This is a genomic window from Lolliginicoccus suaedae, from assembly GCF_008312885.1.
Lineage (GTDB): Bacteria > Actinomycetota > Actinomycetes > Mycobacteriales > Mycobacteriaceae > Lolliginicoccus > Lolliginicoccus suaedae.
Window position 1 is genome coordinate 488,205 of record NZ_VSSO01000002.1, and the last position, 13,803, is coordinate 502,007.

Below are 13,803 nucleotides of genomic sequence, written 5' to 3' on the forward strand. Positions count from 1 at the left end.
CCACACCCCCGGAAGGGAACCCCAGCATGACCTCTGCAGGAACATGGCCGCCCCGCGCACTGTGGGAGAGCCCCGAACGACTCGAGCTCCGCAAGACGGTGCGCCGCTTCGCCGAGCAGCACATCCTCCCGTACCAGGAGCAGTGGGAGCGCGATGGCGAGCTGCCGCGCGAGCTCCACAAGAAGGCCGGTGACATCGGCCTGCTCGGTGCTGGCTTCCCCGAGGAGGTCGGCGGCGGCGGGGGCAACCTCATCGACGCCATGATCGTCGCCGAGGAGATCTGCTACGCCGGTGCTCCCGGTGGCCTGCTCGCCTCCCTGTTCACCCACGGCATCGCCCTGCCACACATGGCCACCGCTGGCGATCCCGACCACATCGCCAAGTGGGTCCGCCCGACCCTCGACGGTGACCTCATCGGATCGCTGGCCATCACCGAGCCCGGTGGCGGCTCCGATGTCGCGAGCATGCGCACCACCGCCCGCCGGGAGGGCGACGAGTTCGTCATCAACGGCTCCAAGACCTTCATCACCTCCGCGGTGCGCGCCGACTTCGTCGTCACCGTCTGCCGCACCGGGGAGAAGGGCCAGCTGTCGCTGATCGTCGTCGAGAAGGGCACCCCGGGATTCACCGTGGCGCGCAAGCTCGACAAGATGGGCTGGCTGTGCTCCGACACCGCTGAGCTGCACTACGACGAGGTGCGCGTGCCCGCCGCCAACCTCATCGGCGAGGAGCACAGCGGATTCCAGCAGCTCGCCCAGGGCTTCGTCACCGAGCGGGCCGCACTTGCCGTCCAGGGCTACGCCAGCGCCCAGCGCTGCCTCGACCTGTCGGTGCAATGGTGCCGCGACCGCGAGACCTTCGGCCGCCCGCTCATCAGCCGCCAGACCGTGCAGGCCACCCTCTCCGAGATGGCCCGCAAGATCGACGTGGCCCGCGTCTACAGCCGCCAGCTCATCGAGCGCTTCACCTTCGGCGACGGCGACCTGATCGCTGAGATGTGCTTCGCGAAGAACACCGCGGTGGAGACCGGCGAATGGGTCGCCAACCAGGCGGTGCAGCTCTTCGGCGGCATGGGCTACATGCGGGAGAGCGAAGTAGAACGGCAATACCGAGACATGCGCCTCCTCGGCATCGGGGGCGGCACCAACGAGATCCTTACCGGCCTGGCCGCGAAGCGATTGGGGTTCAAGGCATGACCACACTGAAATCCACCCTCGACACCTCCTCCGAGGAGTTCGCTGGCGCCCGCGAGGCAATGCTGGCCAAGCTCCAGGAGGTCGAGGCCGAGTACGACAAGGCCCTCTCCGGCGGCGGCGAGGACAAGATGGCGCGCCACCGCAAGCGTGGCAAGCTCACCGCCCGCGAGCGCATCGAGCTGCTCATCGACCCGGATTCCGCGTTCCTCGAGCTGTGCCCGCTCGCGGCCTGGGGCAGTGACTTCCATGTCGGTGCGAGCCTCGTCATTGGCATCGGTGTCGTCAGCGGCGTCGAGTGCCTCATCGTCGCCAACGACCCCACCGTCAAGGGCGGCACCTCCAACCCGTGGACGCTCAAGAAGTCGTTCCGCGCCAACGAGGTCGCTTTCCAGAACCGACTTCCCGTCATCTCCCTCGTCGAGTCCGGCGGAGCCGACCTGCCCACGCAGAAGGAAGTATTCATCCCCGGCGGCAAGATGTTCCGGGATCTCACCCGCGCCTCGGCGGCGGGCATCCCCACCATCTCGCTGGTGTTCGGCAACTCCACCGCCGGTGGCGCCTACATCCCCGGCATGTCCGACCACGTGGTGATGATCAAGGAGCAGTCGAAGGTCTTCCTCGGCGGCCCGCCCCTGGTGAAGATGGCCACCGGCGAGGAATCCGACGACGAGTCCCTCGGCGGCGCCGACATGCACGCCCGCGTCTCCGGCCTCGCCGACTACTACGCCATCGACGAGCCCGACGCCATCCGCATCGGCCGCGACATCGTCTCCCGCCTCAACTGGCACAAGAAGGGCCCGGAGCCGCGCGCCGACTACGCCGACCCGCTCTTTGACTCCGAGGACCTGCTCGGCGTGGTGCCGAGCGACCTGAAGATCCCCTTCGACCCGCGCGAGGTCATCGCCCGCGTCGTCGACGGCTCCGAGTTCGACGAGTTCAAGCCCCTCTACGGCACGTCGCTGGTCACCGGCTGGGCGCAGCTGCACGGCTACCCCGTCGGCATCCTCGCCAACGCCCGCGGCATCCTGTTCAGCGAGGAATCGCAGAAGGCGACGCAGTTCATCCAGCTCGCCAACCGGGCCAACACCCCGCTGCTGTTCCTCCACAACACCACCGGCTACATGGTCGGCAAGGAGTACGAGCAGAACGGCATCATCAAGCACGGCTCGATGATGATCAATGCCGTCTCCAACTCGAAGGTCCCGCACATCTCGCTGCTCATGGGAGCCTCCTACGGCGCTGGCCACTACGGCATGTGCGGCCGCGCCTACGACCCCCGCTTCCTGTTCGCCTGGCCGAGCGCCAAGTCCGCCGTGATGGGCGCCCAGCAGCTCGCGGGCGTCATCTCGCTGGTCATGCGGGCGGGTGCCGAGGCCAAGGGCAAGCCGTTCGACGAGGAGTTCGACAAGAACATGCGTGCCATGGTCGAGGCGCAGATCGAGGCGGAGTCGCTGCCGATGTTCCTCTCCGGCCGGCTCTTCGACGACGGCGTGATCGACCCGCGCGATACCCGCACCATCCTGGGCCTCTGCCTCTCCGCGATCCACACCGAAGCGGTCGAGGGCACGGACAACTTCGGCGTCTTCCGGATGTGAGTGGACCGACATGAACGCTCAGACAGGAACAAGCATGCAAGCCATCACCAATGTCCTCGTGGCCAACCGCGGGGAGATCGCCCGCCGCGTCTTCGCCACCTGCCGCCGCGCCGGAATCGGCACCGTAGCGGTCTTCTCCGACGCCGACGCCCAGGCACCGCACGTTCTCGAGGCTGACGCCGCCGTGCACCTGCCCGGCAACACCCCCGGCGAGACCTACCTGCGCGCCGACAAGATCATCGAGGCCGCTCACGCAGCCGGAGCGGACGCCATCCACCCCGGCTACGGCTTCCTCTCCGAGAACGCCGACTTCGCGCGCGCCGTCATCGACGCCGGGCTCATCTGGATCGGCCCGCCCGTAAAGGCCATCGAGCTCATGGGCTCCAAGGTCGAGTCCAAGCGCATGATGGACGACGCCGGCGTGCCCGTGCTCAAGAAGCTCGATCCCGCCACCGTCACCGAGGCCGAGCTGCCCGTGCTCATCAAGGCATCCGCGGGCGGCGGCGGGCGCGGCATGCGCATCGTGCGCAAGCTCTCGGACCTCAACGACCAGATCGAGGCCGCCCAGCGCGAGGCCGGATCCGCCTTCGGCGATCCCACCGTGTTCTGCGAGCGCTACCTCGAGACCGGTCGCCACATCGAGGTGCAGGTCATGGCCGACCAGCACGGCGAGGTGTGGTCAGTGGGGGAGCGCGAATGCTCCATCCAGCGCCGCCACCAGAAGGTCGTCGAGGAGGCCCCCTCGCCGCTCGTCGAGAAGATCGATGGCATGCGTGACCGGCTCTTCGAGGCCGCCCAGCTCGCCGCGAAGGCCATCGACTACGTCGGAGCCGGGACCGTCGAGTTCCTCGCGGACGAATCAGGCCACTTCTTCTTCCTGGAGATGAACACCCGCCTGCAGGTCGAGCATCCCGTCACCGAGAACACCACCGGGCTCGACCTCGTGCAGATGCAGCTCGACGTCGCCGCCGGCGCGCCCCTGCCCGCCGAGCAGCCGGCGATGCGCGGGCACTCCATCGAGGTGCGCCTCTACGCCGAGGATCCCGCGCAGGAGTGGCAGCCGCAGTCCGGCACTGTCCACCACATCGATGTCCCCGGCACCCGCAATGCCTTCGAGGTGCTCACCGAGACCGGTGTGCGGCTCGATTCCGGCGTGGTGGACGGCTCGGTGGTCAGCGTGTTCTACGACCCGATGCTGGCCAAGGTCATCTCCTTCGCTCCCACGCGCTACCAGGCCGCGCAGGTCCTGGCAGCGGGCCTGGCCGGGATGCGCCTGCATGGCCTCGTCACCAACCGCGACCTGCTGGTCAACATCCTGCGGCACCCGGCCTTCCTCGCCGGTGACACCGACACGGCATTCTTCGACAAGCACGGGCTCGACACCCTCTCCACGCCCATCGCCTCCACGGAGGCCGTGACGCTCTCGGCGATCGCCGCTGGACTCGCCGATGCCGAGCTCGCTCGCGCCGGGGCAAAGGTCCAGCCGCGCATCCCGTCGGGCTGGCGGAACATGCCGTCCCAGCCGCAGCGCCGCGACTACGAGCACGGCGAGGAGACCCACGAGGTCGAGTACCGGTTCTCCCGCAACGGAGTCCTCGTGCCCGGCCATGAGGGCATCGCCGTCGTCAGCACCTCCCCGGACGTCGTGGTCATCGACGTCGCTGGGGTGCGCCGCCGGTTCACCATCGCTCGCTACGGGACGATGCGGTGCGTCGATTCCCCGCTCGGGCATGCCACCTTCACCGCCAAGCCACGGTTCATCGACCCGTCCGCGGCGGTTGCGGCAGGCTCGCTGCTCGCGCCCATGCCGGGCTCGGTCATCCGGGTCGCGGCGTCGGTCGGTGACACCGTCACCGCGGGCCAGCCGATCCTCTGGCTCGAGGCCATGAAGATGGAGCACACCATCGCTGCCCCGGTCGATGGCGTGGTCACCGAGCTCAATGTCCAAGCAGGCCAGCAAGTCGACGTCGGCACCATCCTGGCCGTCGTCAGCGACGAAACCCCCGAAAGCGAGTAGAACAATGTCGTTCATCGAGACCGAGGAGCAGAAAGAGCTCCGCAAGGCCGTCTCCGAGCTCGGCCACAAGTACGGCTGGAAGTACCTGCTGGAGAAGGCGAAGAACGGCGAGAAGACCACCGAGCTGTGGGAGGAAGCGGGCAAGCTGGGCTTCCTCGGCGTGAACCTGCCCGAGGAGTACGGCGGCGGCGGGGCTGGCATGTACGAGCTGTCCCTCGTCCTCGAGGAGCTCTCCGCGGCCGGTGCTGGCCTGCTCATGATGGTCGTCTCCCCGGCGATCTGCGGAACCATCATCAGCCGGTACGGCACCGACGAGCAGAAGCAGACGTGGCTGCCCGGGATCGCCGACGGATCGATCACCATGGCGTTCGGCATCACCGAGCCCGACGCCGGATCGAACTCGCACAACATCATCACCACTGCCCGCCGTGATGGCGACGAGTGGATCCTCAACGGCCGCAAGACCTACATCTCGGGCGTCGACCAGGCGCAGGCCGTGCTGATCGTCTCGCGCATGGCGGACTCGAAGACCGGCAAGCTCAAGCCGGCGCTGTTCATCGTCCCCACCGATGCGCCCAACTTCGAGTACCAGGCCATCGAGATGGGCATGCGCAGCCCCGAGAAGCAGTTCACGCTGTTCATCGATGATGTGCGGCTGCCCGCTGACGCGCTCGTCGGCTCCGAGGACGCGGCGCTGATGCAGCTGTTCGCCGGACTGAACCCCGAGCGGATCATGGCCTCGGCCATGGCCATCGGCACCGCCCGCTACGCCCTCGACAAGGCAACGGCATACGCCAAGGAGCGCCAGGTCTTCAAGACCCCCATCGGCGCGCACCAGGCGATCGCGCACCCCCTCGCGCAGTGCTTCGTCGAGATCGAGCTGGCCAAGCTCGCGATGCAGAAGGCCGCGGTCCTGTACGACAGTGGCGACGACTGGGGCGCCGCCACGGCAGCGAACATGGCCAAGTACGCCGCGGGCGAAGCAGGCGTGAAGACCGTCGACCAGGCGGTGCACACCCACGGTGGCAACGGCCTCGCCGTCGAGTATGGGCTCGTGGATCTCCTCGCTGCCTCTCGCCTGATGCGCATCGCGCCGGTCAGCCGCGAGATGATCCTCAACTTCATCGCCCAGGCCAACCTCGGCCTGCCCAAGTCCTACTAGGCACAAAGATCAAGGGGGCGGGCGGCGCATCACGTGCTGGCCGCCCCCTTGCTTCACCCCCGAAGGAGAACACGCATGAGCGACACCCAGCTCGTCACCTACTCGATCGACGGCGGCGTGGCGACCCTCACGCTCGACTCGCCGCACAACCGCAATGCCCTATCCACGAAGCTCGTCCAGCAGCTCCAGGACCACCTCGACGCCGCGGCCGCCGATGACGCCGTGCGCGCGATCGTCCTCACCCATACCGGCGGGACATTCTGCGCCGGAGCGGACCTCTCGGAGGCAGCCTCCACCGACGGGCAGCCGCTCGACCCGCAGGAAGTAGCGAAGCTGCGCACCAGCCAGATGCGCGACCTCCTGCGCTCCATCGTCGCCCACCCCAAGCCCATCCTCGGGCAGATCGACGGTCATGTCCGCGCCGGCGGCATGGGGCTCGTCGGCGCCTGTGACTTCGTCGTGGCGGGCCCCGCGTGCACGTTCGCGCTCACTGAGGCCAAGCTCGGTCTCGCGCCATCGATCATCTCGCTGACCCTGCTGCCGAAGCTCACCGCGCGGGCAGCATCCCGCTACTTCCTCACCGGCGAGAAGTTCGGGCCCGAGGTCGCCGAGCAGATCGGGCTCGTCACCATCGCCGCCCAGGATCCCGCGGCAGCGGCACGGGAGCTGTGCGCAGAGCTGCTCAAGGCCTCGCCGCAGGGCCTGGCCGAGACCAAGTCGCTCACCACCGACACCGTGCTCGCAGGCTTCGAGGAGCGGGGCGACGCGCTCGCCGCGATGTCCGCGCGCTTGTTCGCGTCCGAGGAAGCGCGCGAGGGCATGATCGCCTTCCTCCAGCGCCGACCACCGCGCTGGGCCGAGCCCACGGTACGGTCTACCGAGTGACCATCCGCGAGCCCCAGCAGGAGCGCAGCCGCGCGACGCACCAGCGACTGCTCGAAGCGACCATCGAATGCCTCGCCGAGCGCGGCTGGGCAGGCACCACGGTGGGCGTGGTCGCGCAGCGGGCCGGAGTGTCGCGCGGGGCGATCCAGCATCACTTCCCGACCCGCGAGGACCTGATCACCTCGGCGCTCGAGCACATGTTCGACCGGCGCATGCACGAGGTCCGGGTCGCCGCGGAGGGACTGCCGCGCGGCGAGGGCCGGGTCGAGTCGATCGTGGTGCGGCTCGTGGACTACTTCACCGGAGTGGTGTTCAAGGCCGCGCTGCAGGTATGGACGGCCGCCGCTGCCGACCCGGTCCTGCGGGAGCGGATCGTGCCGCTCGAGCTGAAGTTCGGGCGCACCGTGCACGCCGTCGCCATCGAGCTGCTCGAGGCCGATGACACCGACCCGACCACCCATCGCCTGGTGCAGGCCACCCTCGACATGGCGCGGGGCCTCGGGCTCGCCGATGTGCTCACCGACGATTCGCGGCGCCGCTCCGAGATCGTCAAGGCGTGGGCGGTGCACCTCTCCGAGTCCCTCGCGCCCGCCCGGGCCGATCGCGCTCCTGCGGACACGCGCTCGCCGCGCGAGTAGCATGCGAAGGCGTGGACGCTAGGTCATCGCCAGGGGCGCGCGGCAAGCTCGCCGTCGGTGTGGCCGCGCTCGCGATGCTGCTGGCGGGCTGCTCGTCGGGCGAGCCGGAGGACGGGGAGGCTGGTTCCGGCAATGATCAGGAGAGCACCGTCCTGCGCGAGGCAGGCTTGTTCTTCGGGGAGTGCGGCGGGGTGTCCACCGACGAGCTCATGGCGCTCACGGGCATTCGTGGCGTGCGCCTGCAGGAGCGCAATTCAGTGGGCTGCCGCTGGGAGTCCAGCCTGTTCGGCCCGCATGCCTCGTTCTCCTGGTACCGGGGCAGCCCGATCGGTCGCGAGCGGGCCGTCGTGGAGCTCTCCGGCCGCGGGGTCCGTGATGTCTCCGTCGCGGGGCCGTCGGGGGAGCTCACCGGGTTCGCGGGCTGGGGGCGCTTCATCTGCGAGGTCTCCATCCAGTCCAACTCTGACTTCTTCGTCTGGTCCGTGGTGTTCGCCGAGGAGCTCTCCGATGACGAGATGTGCCGGCGCGTGCTCGCGCTCGCGGAAGCGACGGTGAACCGTGCGGAGCCATGATCGACGCCTGCGATCCCGTTGCGCCGGGCCCGTCGCGTCGGCCGCTGCGGCGGTGCTGCTCGCGGGCCTGGCGGGATGCGGCCAGGACGAGCCAGGAGCCGATCCAGCCACCAGTCCGGCGGAGGACCGATCCGCAGCGCCCGGCGGCACCTCCACCGAGGAGTTCCGCAACCTGCTCGACGAGTGCCTCGTGGTGCCCCCGGAGCAGATCGTCGAAGTATTCGACGCACAGGCCCTCGACAACACCTTCTACGGCGCGATCTGCCGCTTCACCATCATTGGCGGGGCCGTGCCCACGAGCGTGACGCTGGCATGGTTCGAGAACAGCTCGCTGTGGCACGAACGCCGCGCCACCGAGCGACTCGGGTACGACATCGAGAACACCACCGTCGCTGGGCAAGGAGGTTTCCTCATGCGCATGCCTGATGATCCAGCCGCGTGCGGCGTGGCCACCAGGGCAGGGGAGGGCGGTACCCTCATCTGGTGGGTGCATCCGCAATCACGCTCGGGAGGCGATGGCTGCGCGGCCGCGATGGAGCTAGCCGAGCTGACCGTGCGCACCCACTTCTAGGCCTGCGCGTGGCAGCAGCGCGGTCCCGGCGTCCACGCGGCGTTTGACCAGTGCTAGTGAGGTTTTGACCTCGACAGCATGTTGGATGTATTGTTGCCGGTCGTGCCCGATGCATCCGGGTGTAGCACAATCCTTGAGCCTGGCGAGCAAGCCATACCGAGCTCCTGCGTGATCGAAGCAGGCGGTGGCGCGACTGCCAATATGCGATGTCCTCGCAGTTCAGGGGTGTGACACTCCCGACCTCGGGGTAGCGGGACCGGGCCTTGCGGCCTGGTTCGCCCGGAAAGAATTACAACGTTCCCGCTCTTGACCATGAGAGTTAGAAGCACCAGAGGAAAGCCGGTCTATGCCCACCATTCAGCAGCTGGTCCGTAAGGGGCGCCGCGACAAGGTCGCCAAGACCAAGACCGCGGCCCTGAAGGGAAGCCCCCAGCGTCGAGGTGTGTGCACGCGTGTGTACACCACCACCCCAAAGAAGCCGAACTCAGCGCTGCGAAAGGTGGCTCGTGTTCGCCTGACCAGCCAGATCGAGGTCACGGCCTACATCCCCGGTGAGGGGCACAACCTTCAGGAGCACTCGATGGTGCTCGTGCGTGGCGGTCGTGTGAAGGACCTTCCGGGTGTCCGTTACAAGATCATTCGTGGTTCGCTCGACACTCAGGGCGTGAAGAACCGCAAGCAAGCGCGCAGCCGCTACGGCGCCAAGAAGGAGAAGAGCTAATGCCTCGCAAGGGCCCAGCCCCGAAGCGTCCCCTGGTCGCGGATCCGGTCTACGGTTCCCCTCTGGTCACCCAGTTGGTGAACAAGGTCCTCCTCGATGGAAAGAAGTCCATCGCGGAGAGCATTGTCTACCAGGCGCTGGAGCTTGCCCGGGAGCGCACTGGCACCGATCCGGTGATCACCCTCAAGCGCGCGCTCGACAACGTCCGCCCCGCCCTCGAGGTGCGCAGCCGCCGTGTCGGTGGCGCCACCTATCAGGTCCCGGTTGATGTTCGCCCGGCCCGTGCCACCACGCTCGCTATGCGCTGGCTGGTCACGTTCTCCCGCGCTCGCCGCGAGAAGACGATGGTCGAGCGACTGGCGAACGAGATCCTGGATGCCAGCAATGGCCTGGGAGCTGCCGTCAAGCGTCGCGAGGATACGCACAAGATGGCCGACGCCAACAAGGCTTTCGCACACTACCGTTGGTGATTGGCCGCGGGCACCCGCATGCTTTGCGCGAGGTGCCCGCAACGGTCCTGTCCTGGCTGGCTAGAGTAGCCAGGACAGGGTGATGAGCTTCTAGTCGGTGGCATTAGGCCGCCCGACGAGGATTCCGCACAAGACGACACGAGACGAGCGGGGAAGATTCCAGTGGCACTTGACGTGCTGACCGACCTGAACCGGGTCCGCAACATCGGCATCATGGCGCACATCGACGCCGGTAAGACCACCACCACCGAGCGGATTCTGTTCTACACCGGCATTAACTACAAGATCGGTGAGACGCACGAGGGTGCGTCGACGATGGACTGGATGGCGCAGGAGCAGGAGCGGGGTATCACCATTACCTCGGCAGCCACCACCTGCTACTGGAACGACAACCAGATCAACATCATCGATACCCCCGGCCACGTTGACTTCACGGTAGAGGTCGAGCGCTCCCTGCGCGTGCTCGACGGTGCCGTGGCTGTCTTCGATGGCAAGGAGGGCGTCGAGCCGCAGTCCGAGCAGGTGTGGCGCCAGGCCGACAAGTACGACGTGCCGCGTATCTGCTTCGTCAACAAGATGGACAAGCTCGGTGCTGATTTCTACTTCACCGTGCAGACCATCAAGGACCGCCTGGGTGCCAAGCCATTGGTCCTCCAGCTCCCGATCGGTGCGGAGAACGACTTCACGGGCGTTGTCGATCTCGTCGAGCAGCGTGCCATCATCTGGCACGACAAGGATGCCGACGGCAACGACACCAAGGGCCAGGTCTTCGAGGTCATCGATATCCCCGAGGATCTCGCGGAGAAGGCCGAGGAGTACCGCCAGGAGCTCATCGAGGCCGTTGCAGAGTCCGACGAGGCGCTGCTCGAGAAGTTCTTCGGTGGCGAGGAGCTGACCGTTGACGAGATCAAGGGCGCGATTCGCAAGCTCACCATCAACGGCGAGGCGTACCCGGTCCTGTGCGGCTCGGCGTTCAAGAACAAGGGCGTCCAGCCCATGCTCGACGCCGTGATCGACTTCCTCCCGTCGCCGCTCGACGTCCCGTCGATCGAGGGCCACCCGCCCGGCGACGAGGAGACTGTCCTCGAGCGCAAGCCCAACTCGGACGAGCCCTTCGCGGGCCTCGCCTTCAAGGTTGCTTCGCACCCGTTCTTCGGCAAGCTCACCTACGTGCGCGTCTACTCGGGCAAGCTCGATTCCGGTGCCCCGGTGCTGAACTCCACGAAGGGCAAGAAGGAGCGCGTCGGCAAGCTGTTCCAGATGCACGCGAACAAGGAGAACCCTGTTCCCAGCGCATCGGTCGGCCACATCTACGCGTTCATCGGCCTGAAGGACACCACCACTGGTGACACCCTGTGCGATGCGAGCTCGCCGATCATCCTCGAGTCGATGTCCTTCCCCGATCCTGTGATCGAGGTGGCCATCGAGCCGAAGACGAAGTCCGACCAGGAGAAGCTCAGCACCGCGATCCAGAAGCTCGCCGAGGAAGACCCGACCTTCAAGGTCCACCTCGACGACGAGACCGGCCAGACCGTCATCGGCGGCATGGGCGAGCTTCACCTCGACATCCTTGTCGATCGCATGAAGCGAGAGTTCAAGGTCGAGGCGAACGTGGGCAAGCCCCAGGTCGCGTACCGCGAGACCATTCGCGGTACTGTCGAGAAGCACGAGTACACCCACAAGAAGCAGACCGGTGGATCCGGGCAGTTCGCGCGCGTCATCATCAAGCTCGAGCCGTTCCACGGCGAAGAGGGCGAGCATTACGCGTTCGTGAGCGCTGTCACCGGTGGGCGTGTGCCGAGGGAGTACATTCCTTCGGTAGATGCTGGTGCCCAGGACGCCATGCAGTACGGCGTGCTGGCTGGCTATCCGCTGACCGACATCAAGGTCACGCTCCTCGACGGTGCGTACCATGAGGTCGACTCCTCGGAAATGGCCTTCAAGGTCGCCGGTTCCCAGGCCCTCAAGGAGGCTGTCCGCAAGGCGCAGCCGGTGATTCTCGAGCCGCTCATGGCGGTCGAGGTCATCACTCCCGAGGACTACATGGGTGATGTCATCGGTGACCTGAACTCCCGACGTGGCCAGATCCAGGCCATGGAGGAGCGCAGCGGCGCGCGTGTCGTCAAGGCAAGCGTTCCACTGTCGGAGATGTTCGGCTATGTCGGCGACCTTCGGTCGAAGACGCAAGGCCGGGCGAACTACTCGATGGTTTTCCATTCCTACGCCGAGGTTCCCGCGAACGTGGCGAAGGAAATCATCGCGAAAGCCACCGGCGAGTAGCTCACTCACCGCCGACCATAGGTAGTATCTCCGGGTAGCTTCCTAGGAGCAGCTTCTCTGGGAGTCGGCAGACCACCTCGTTAGATCAACCGCACTGCTGCAAATCGCAAGCACCAATCAGTCCAGGAGGCCATAAAGTGGCGAAGGCGAAGTTCGAGCGGACCAAGCCGCACGTCAACATCGGCACCATCGGTCACGTTGACCACGGCAAGACCACGCTCACCGCTGCTATCACCAAGGTTCTGCACGATACCTTCCCCGAACTCAACAAGAGCTTCGCGTTCGATGAGATCGACAAGGCTCCTGAAGAGAAGCAGCGCGGCATCACCATCAACATCTCGCATGTCGAGTACCAGACGGAGAAGCGTCACTACGCTCACGTCGACGCACCCGGCCACGCCGATTACATCAAGAACATGATCACCGGCGCAGCGCAGATGGATGGTGCAATCCTCGTGGTTGCCGCTACCGACGGCCCGATGCCGCAGACCCGTGAGCACGTGCTGCTCGCCCGTCAGGTTGGCGTTCCGTACATCCTTGTCGCGCTGAACAAGGCCGACATGGTCGACGACGAGGAGATCCTCGAGCTCGTCGAGATGGAGGTGCGCGAGCTCCTCTCCTCGCAGGAGTTCGACGGTGACAACGCTCCCGTCGTCCAGGTGTCCGCGCTCAAGGCTCTTGAGGGCGACCCCGAGTGGGCCAAGAAGATCGTGGAGCTCATGGAGGCGGTCGACGCTTCCATCCCCGATCCCGAGCGTGACACGGACAAGCCGTTCCTCATGCCCGTCGAGGACGTCTTCACCATCACCGGCCGCGGCACCGTGGTCACCGGCCGCATCGAGCGTGGCAAGGTCAACGTGAACGAGGAAGTCGAGATCGTCGGCATCCGCGAGAAGTCCACCAAGACCACCGTCACCGGCATCGAGATGTTCCGCAAGCTGCTTGACTACGGCGAGGCTGGCGACAACGTCGGCCTGCTGCTCCGTGGCATCAAGCGCGAGGATGTCGAGCGTGGCCAGGTTGTTGTGAAGCCGGGCTCCACCACCCCGCACACCGAGTTCGAGGGCCAGGCCTACATCCTGTCCAAGGACGAGGGCGGACGGCACACCCCGTTCTTCAACAACTACCGTCCTCAGTTCTACTTCCGCACCACCGACGTCACCGGTGTGGTTACCCTGCCTGAGGGCACCGAGATGGTCATGCCCGGTGACAACACCGACATGTCCGTCAAGCTCATCCAGCCTGTCGCCATGGATGAGGGCCTCCGCTTCGCGATCCGTGAGGGTGGCCGCACCGTCGGTGCAGGCCGCGTCACCAAGATCGTCAAGTGATCTGACGCCGTTTCGGGCAGAAGGCGCTTGCTTCCTCGTGAAGCAGGCGCCTTCTGCCTTTTTTGCGTGCGCGCCCGCTGCGGGGGCGCACCGCATGGGATCCCGGGGCCGCGCGGAACCGGCACTCCGACCGGTTCTCGCGACTATGCTGAGGGATTGTTGATGGAAACTGTCTCGTAACACAGTGCGGCAGTAGGACGATGTGCCAATGGCAGCGTTGCCGGGTTCTCCAGTTGGATTGCGCGGCACGTATTGTCGGATAAGTGAGCGGGGCTGGGGACCGAGGTCCCCAACGATGCTGGAAACGGAGTGGGTGCGTGAATCCGTTCGATGGAGCCGGGCTGGAGAGCAAAGGGGCCGAGGGA

General features: G+C 66.5%; 12 protein-coding genes. All 12 read left to right on the forward strand.

Annotated features, from left to right (window positions below):
- Positions 1 to 26: 26 nt before the first annotated feature.
- The 12 genes from FXO18_RS07965 to tuf all read left to right on the forward strand — a co-directional run bounded on the left by FXO18_RS07965 (position 27) and on the right by tuf (position 13,438).
- Positions 27 to 1,196 (forward strand): acyl-CoA dehydrogenase family protein, encoded by a 1,170-nt coding sequence (locus FXO18_RS07965; RefSeq protein WP_149360536.1) that lies wholly within the window; start codon positions 27 to 29, stop codon positions 1,194 to 1,196.
- Positions 1,193 to 2,791 (forward strand): acyl-CoA carboxylase subunit beta, encoded by a 1,599-nt coding sequence (locus tag FXO18_RS07970; protein WP_149360537.1) that lies wholly within the window; start codon positions 1,193 to 1,195, stop codon positions 2,789 to 2,791. The genes FXO18_RS07965 and FXO18_RS07970 overlap by 4 nt, the downstream gene beginning before the upstream one ends.
- 34 nt (positions 2,792 to 2,825) lie before the next feature.
- Positions 2,826 to 4,808 (forward strand): acetyl/propionyl/methylcrotonyl-CoA carboxylase subunit alpha, encoded by a 1,983-nt coding sequence (locus tag FXO18_RS07975; protein ID WP_149360802.1) that lies wholly within the window; start codon positions 2,826 to 2,828, stop codon positions 4,806 to 4,808.
- Between the two features lie 4 nt (positions 4,809 to 4,812).
- Positions 4,813 to 5,970, forward strand: coding sequence for an acyl-CoA dehydrogenase family protein (locus FXO18_RS07980; RefSeq protein WP_149360538.1), 1,158 nt, complete (start codon positions 4,813 to 4,815; stop codon positions 5,968 to 5,970).
- 75 nt (positions 5,971 to 6,045) lie between these two features.
- Positions 6,046 to 6,855, forward strand: a complete 810-nt coding sequence (locus FXO18_RS07985) for an enoyl-CoA hydratase family protein (RefSeq protein ID WP_149360539.1) — start codon at positions 6,046 to 6,048, stop codon at positions 6,853 to 6,855.
- Positions 6,852 to 7,493 (forward strand): TetR/AcrR family transcriptional regulator, encoded by a 642-nt coding sequence (locus FXO18_RS07990; RefSeq protein ID WP_235900532.1) that lies wholly within the window; start codon positions 6,852 to 6,854, stop codon positions 7,491 to 7,493. Before FXO18_RS07985 ends, FXO18_RS07990 begins: the two co-directional genes overlap by 4 nt.
- An 11-nt stretch (positions 7,494 to 7,504) precedes the next feature.
- On the forward strand, positions 7,505 to 8,065 hold the full coding sequence (locus FXO18_RS07995) for a DUF3558 domain-containing protein (protein ID WP_149360540.1): 561 nt from the start codon (positions 7,505 to 7,507) through the stop codon (positions 8,063 to 8,065).
- Entirely contained in the window at positions 8,052 to 8,636 is a 585-nt protein-coding gene (locus FXO18_RS08000; RefSeq protein ID WP_149360541.1) for a DUF3558 domain-containing protein, read from the forward strand. The genes FXO18_RS07995 and FXO18_RS08000 overlap by 14 nt, the downstream gene beginning before the upstream one ends.
- Before the next feature lie 346 nt (positions 8,637 to 8,982).
- Positions 8,983 to 9,357 carry a 30S ribosomal protein S12 gene (gene rpsL / locus FXO18_RS08005; protein ID WP_149360542.1) on the forward strand — a complete coding sequence of 125 codons (375 nt, stop codon included), beginning with the start codon at positions 8,983 to 8,985 and terminating at the stop codon, positions 9,355 to 9,357.
- Positions 9,357 to 9,827 (forward strand): 30S ribosomal protein S7, encoded by a 471-nt coding sequence (rpsG, locus tag FXO18_RS08010; RefSeq protein ID WP_149360543.1) that lies wholly within the window; start codon positions 9,357 to 9,359, stop codon positions 9,825 to 9,827. The genes rpsL and rpsG overlap by 1 nt, the downstream gene beginning before the upstream one ends.
- Before the next feature lie 162 nt (positions 9,828 to 9,989).
- Positions 9,990 to 12,107, forward strand: a complete 2,118-nt coding sequence (gene fusA, locus FXO18_RS08015) for an elongation factor G (protein WP_149360544.1) — start codon at positions 9,990 to 9,992, stop codon at positions 12,105 to 12,107.
- A 137-nt stretch (positions 12,108 to 12,244) separates the two neighbouring features.
- The gene (gene tuf / locus FXO18_RS08020) at positions 12,245 to 13,438 is read left to right on the forward strand and encodes an elongation factor Tu (protein ID WP_149360545.1); all 1,194 of its coding nucleotides are present in this window, start codon (positions 12,245 to 12,247) and stop codon (positions 13,436 to 13,438) included.
- The last annotated feature ends 365 nt before the right edge of the window (positions 13,439 to 13,803 follow it).

Bases quoted from the DNA above. Each gene is read 5' to 3' on its own strand.
- FXO18_RS07965 (WP_149360536.1), top strand. From the start codon at position 27: ATGACCTCTGCAGGAACATGGCCGCCCCGCGCACTGTGGGAGAGCCCC.
- rpsG (WP_149360543.1), top strand. From the start codon at position 9,357: ATGCCTCGCAAGGGCCCAGCCCCGAAGCGTCCCCTGGTCGCGGATCCG.
- FXO18_RS07970 (WP_149360537.1), top strand. From the start codon at position 1,193: ATGACCACACTGAAATCCACCCTCGACACCTCCTCCGAGGAGTTCGCT.
- FXO18_RS07980 (WP_149360538.1), top strand. From the start codon at position 4,813: ATGTCGTTCATCGAGACCGAGGAGCAGAAAGAGCTCCGCAAGGCCGTC.
- FXO18_RS07985 (WP_149360539.1), top strand. From the start codon at position 6,046: ATGAGCGACACCCAGCTCGTCACCTACTCGATCGACGGCGGCGTGGCG.
- FXO18_RS07975 (WP_149360802.1), top strand. From the start codon at position 2,826: ATGCAAGCCATCACCAATGTCCTCGTGGCCAACCGCGGGGAGATCGCC.
- rpsL (WP_149360542.1), top strand. From the start codon at position 8,983: ATGCCCACCATTCAGCAGCTGGTCCGTAAGGGGCGCCGCGACAAGGTC.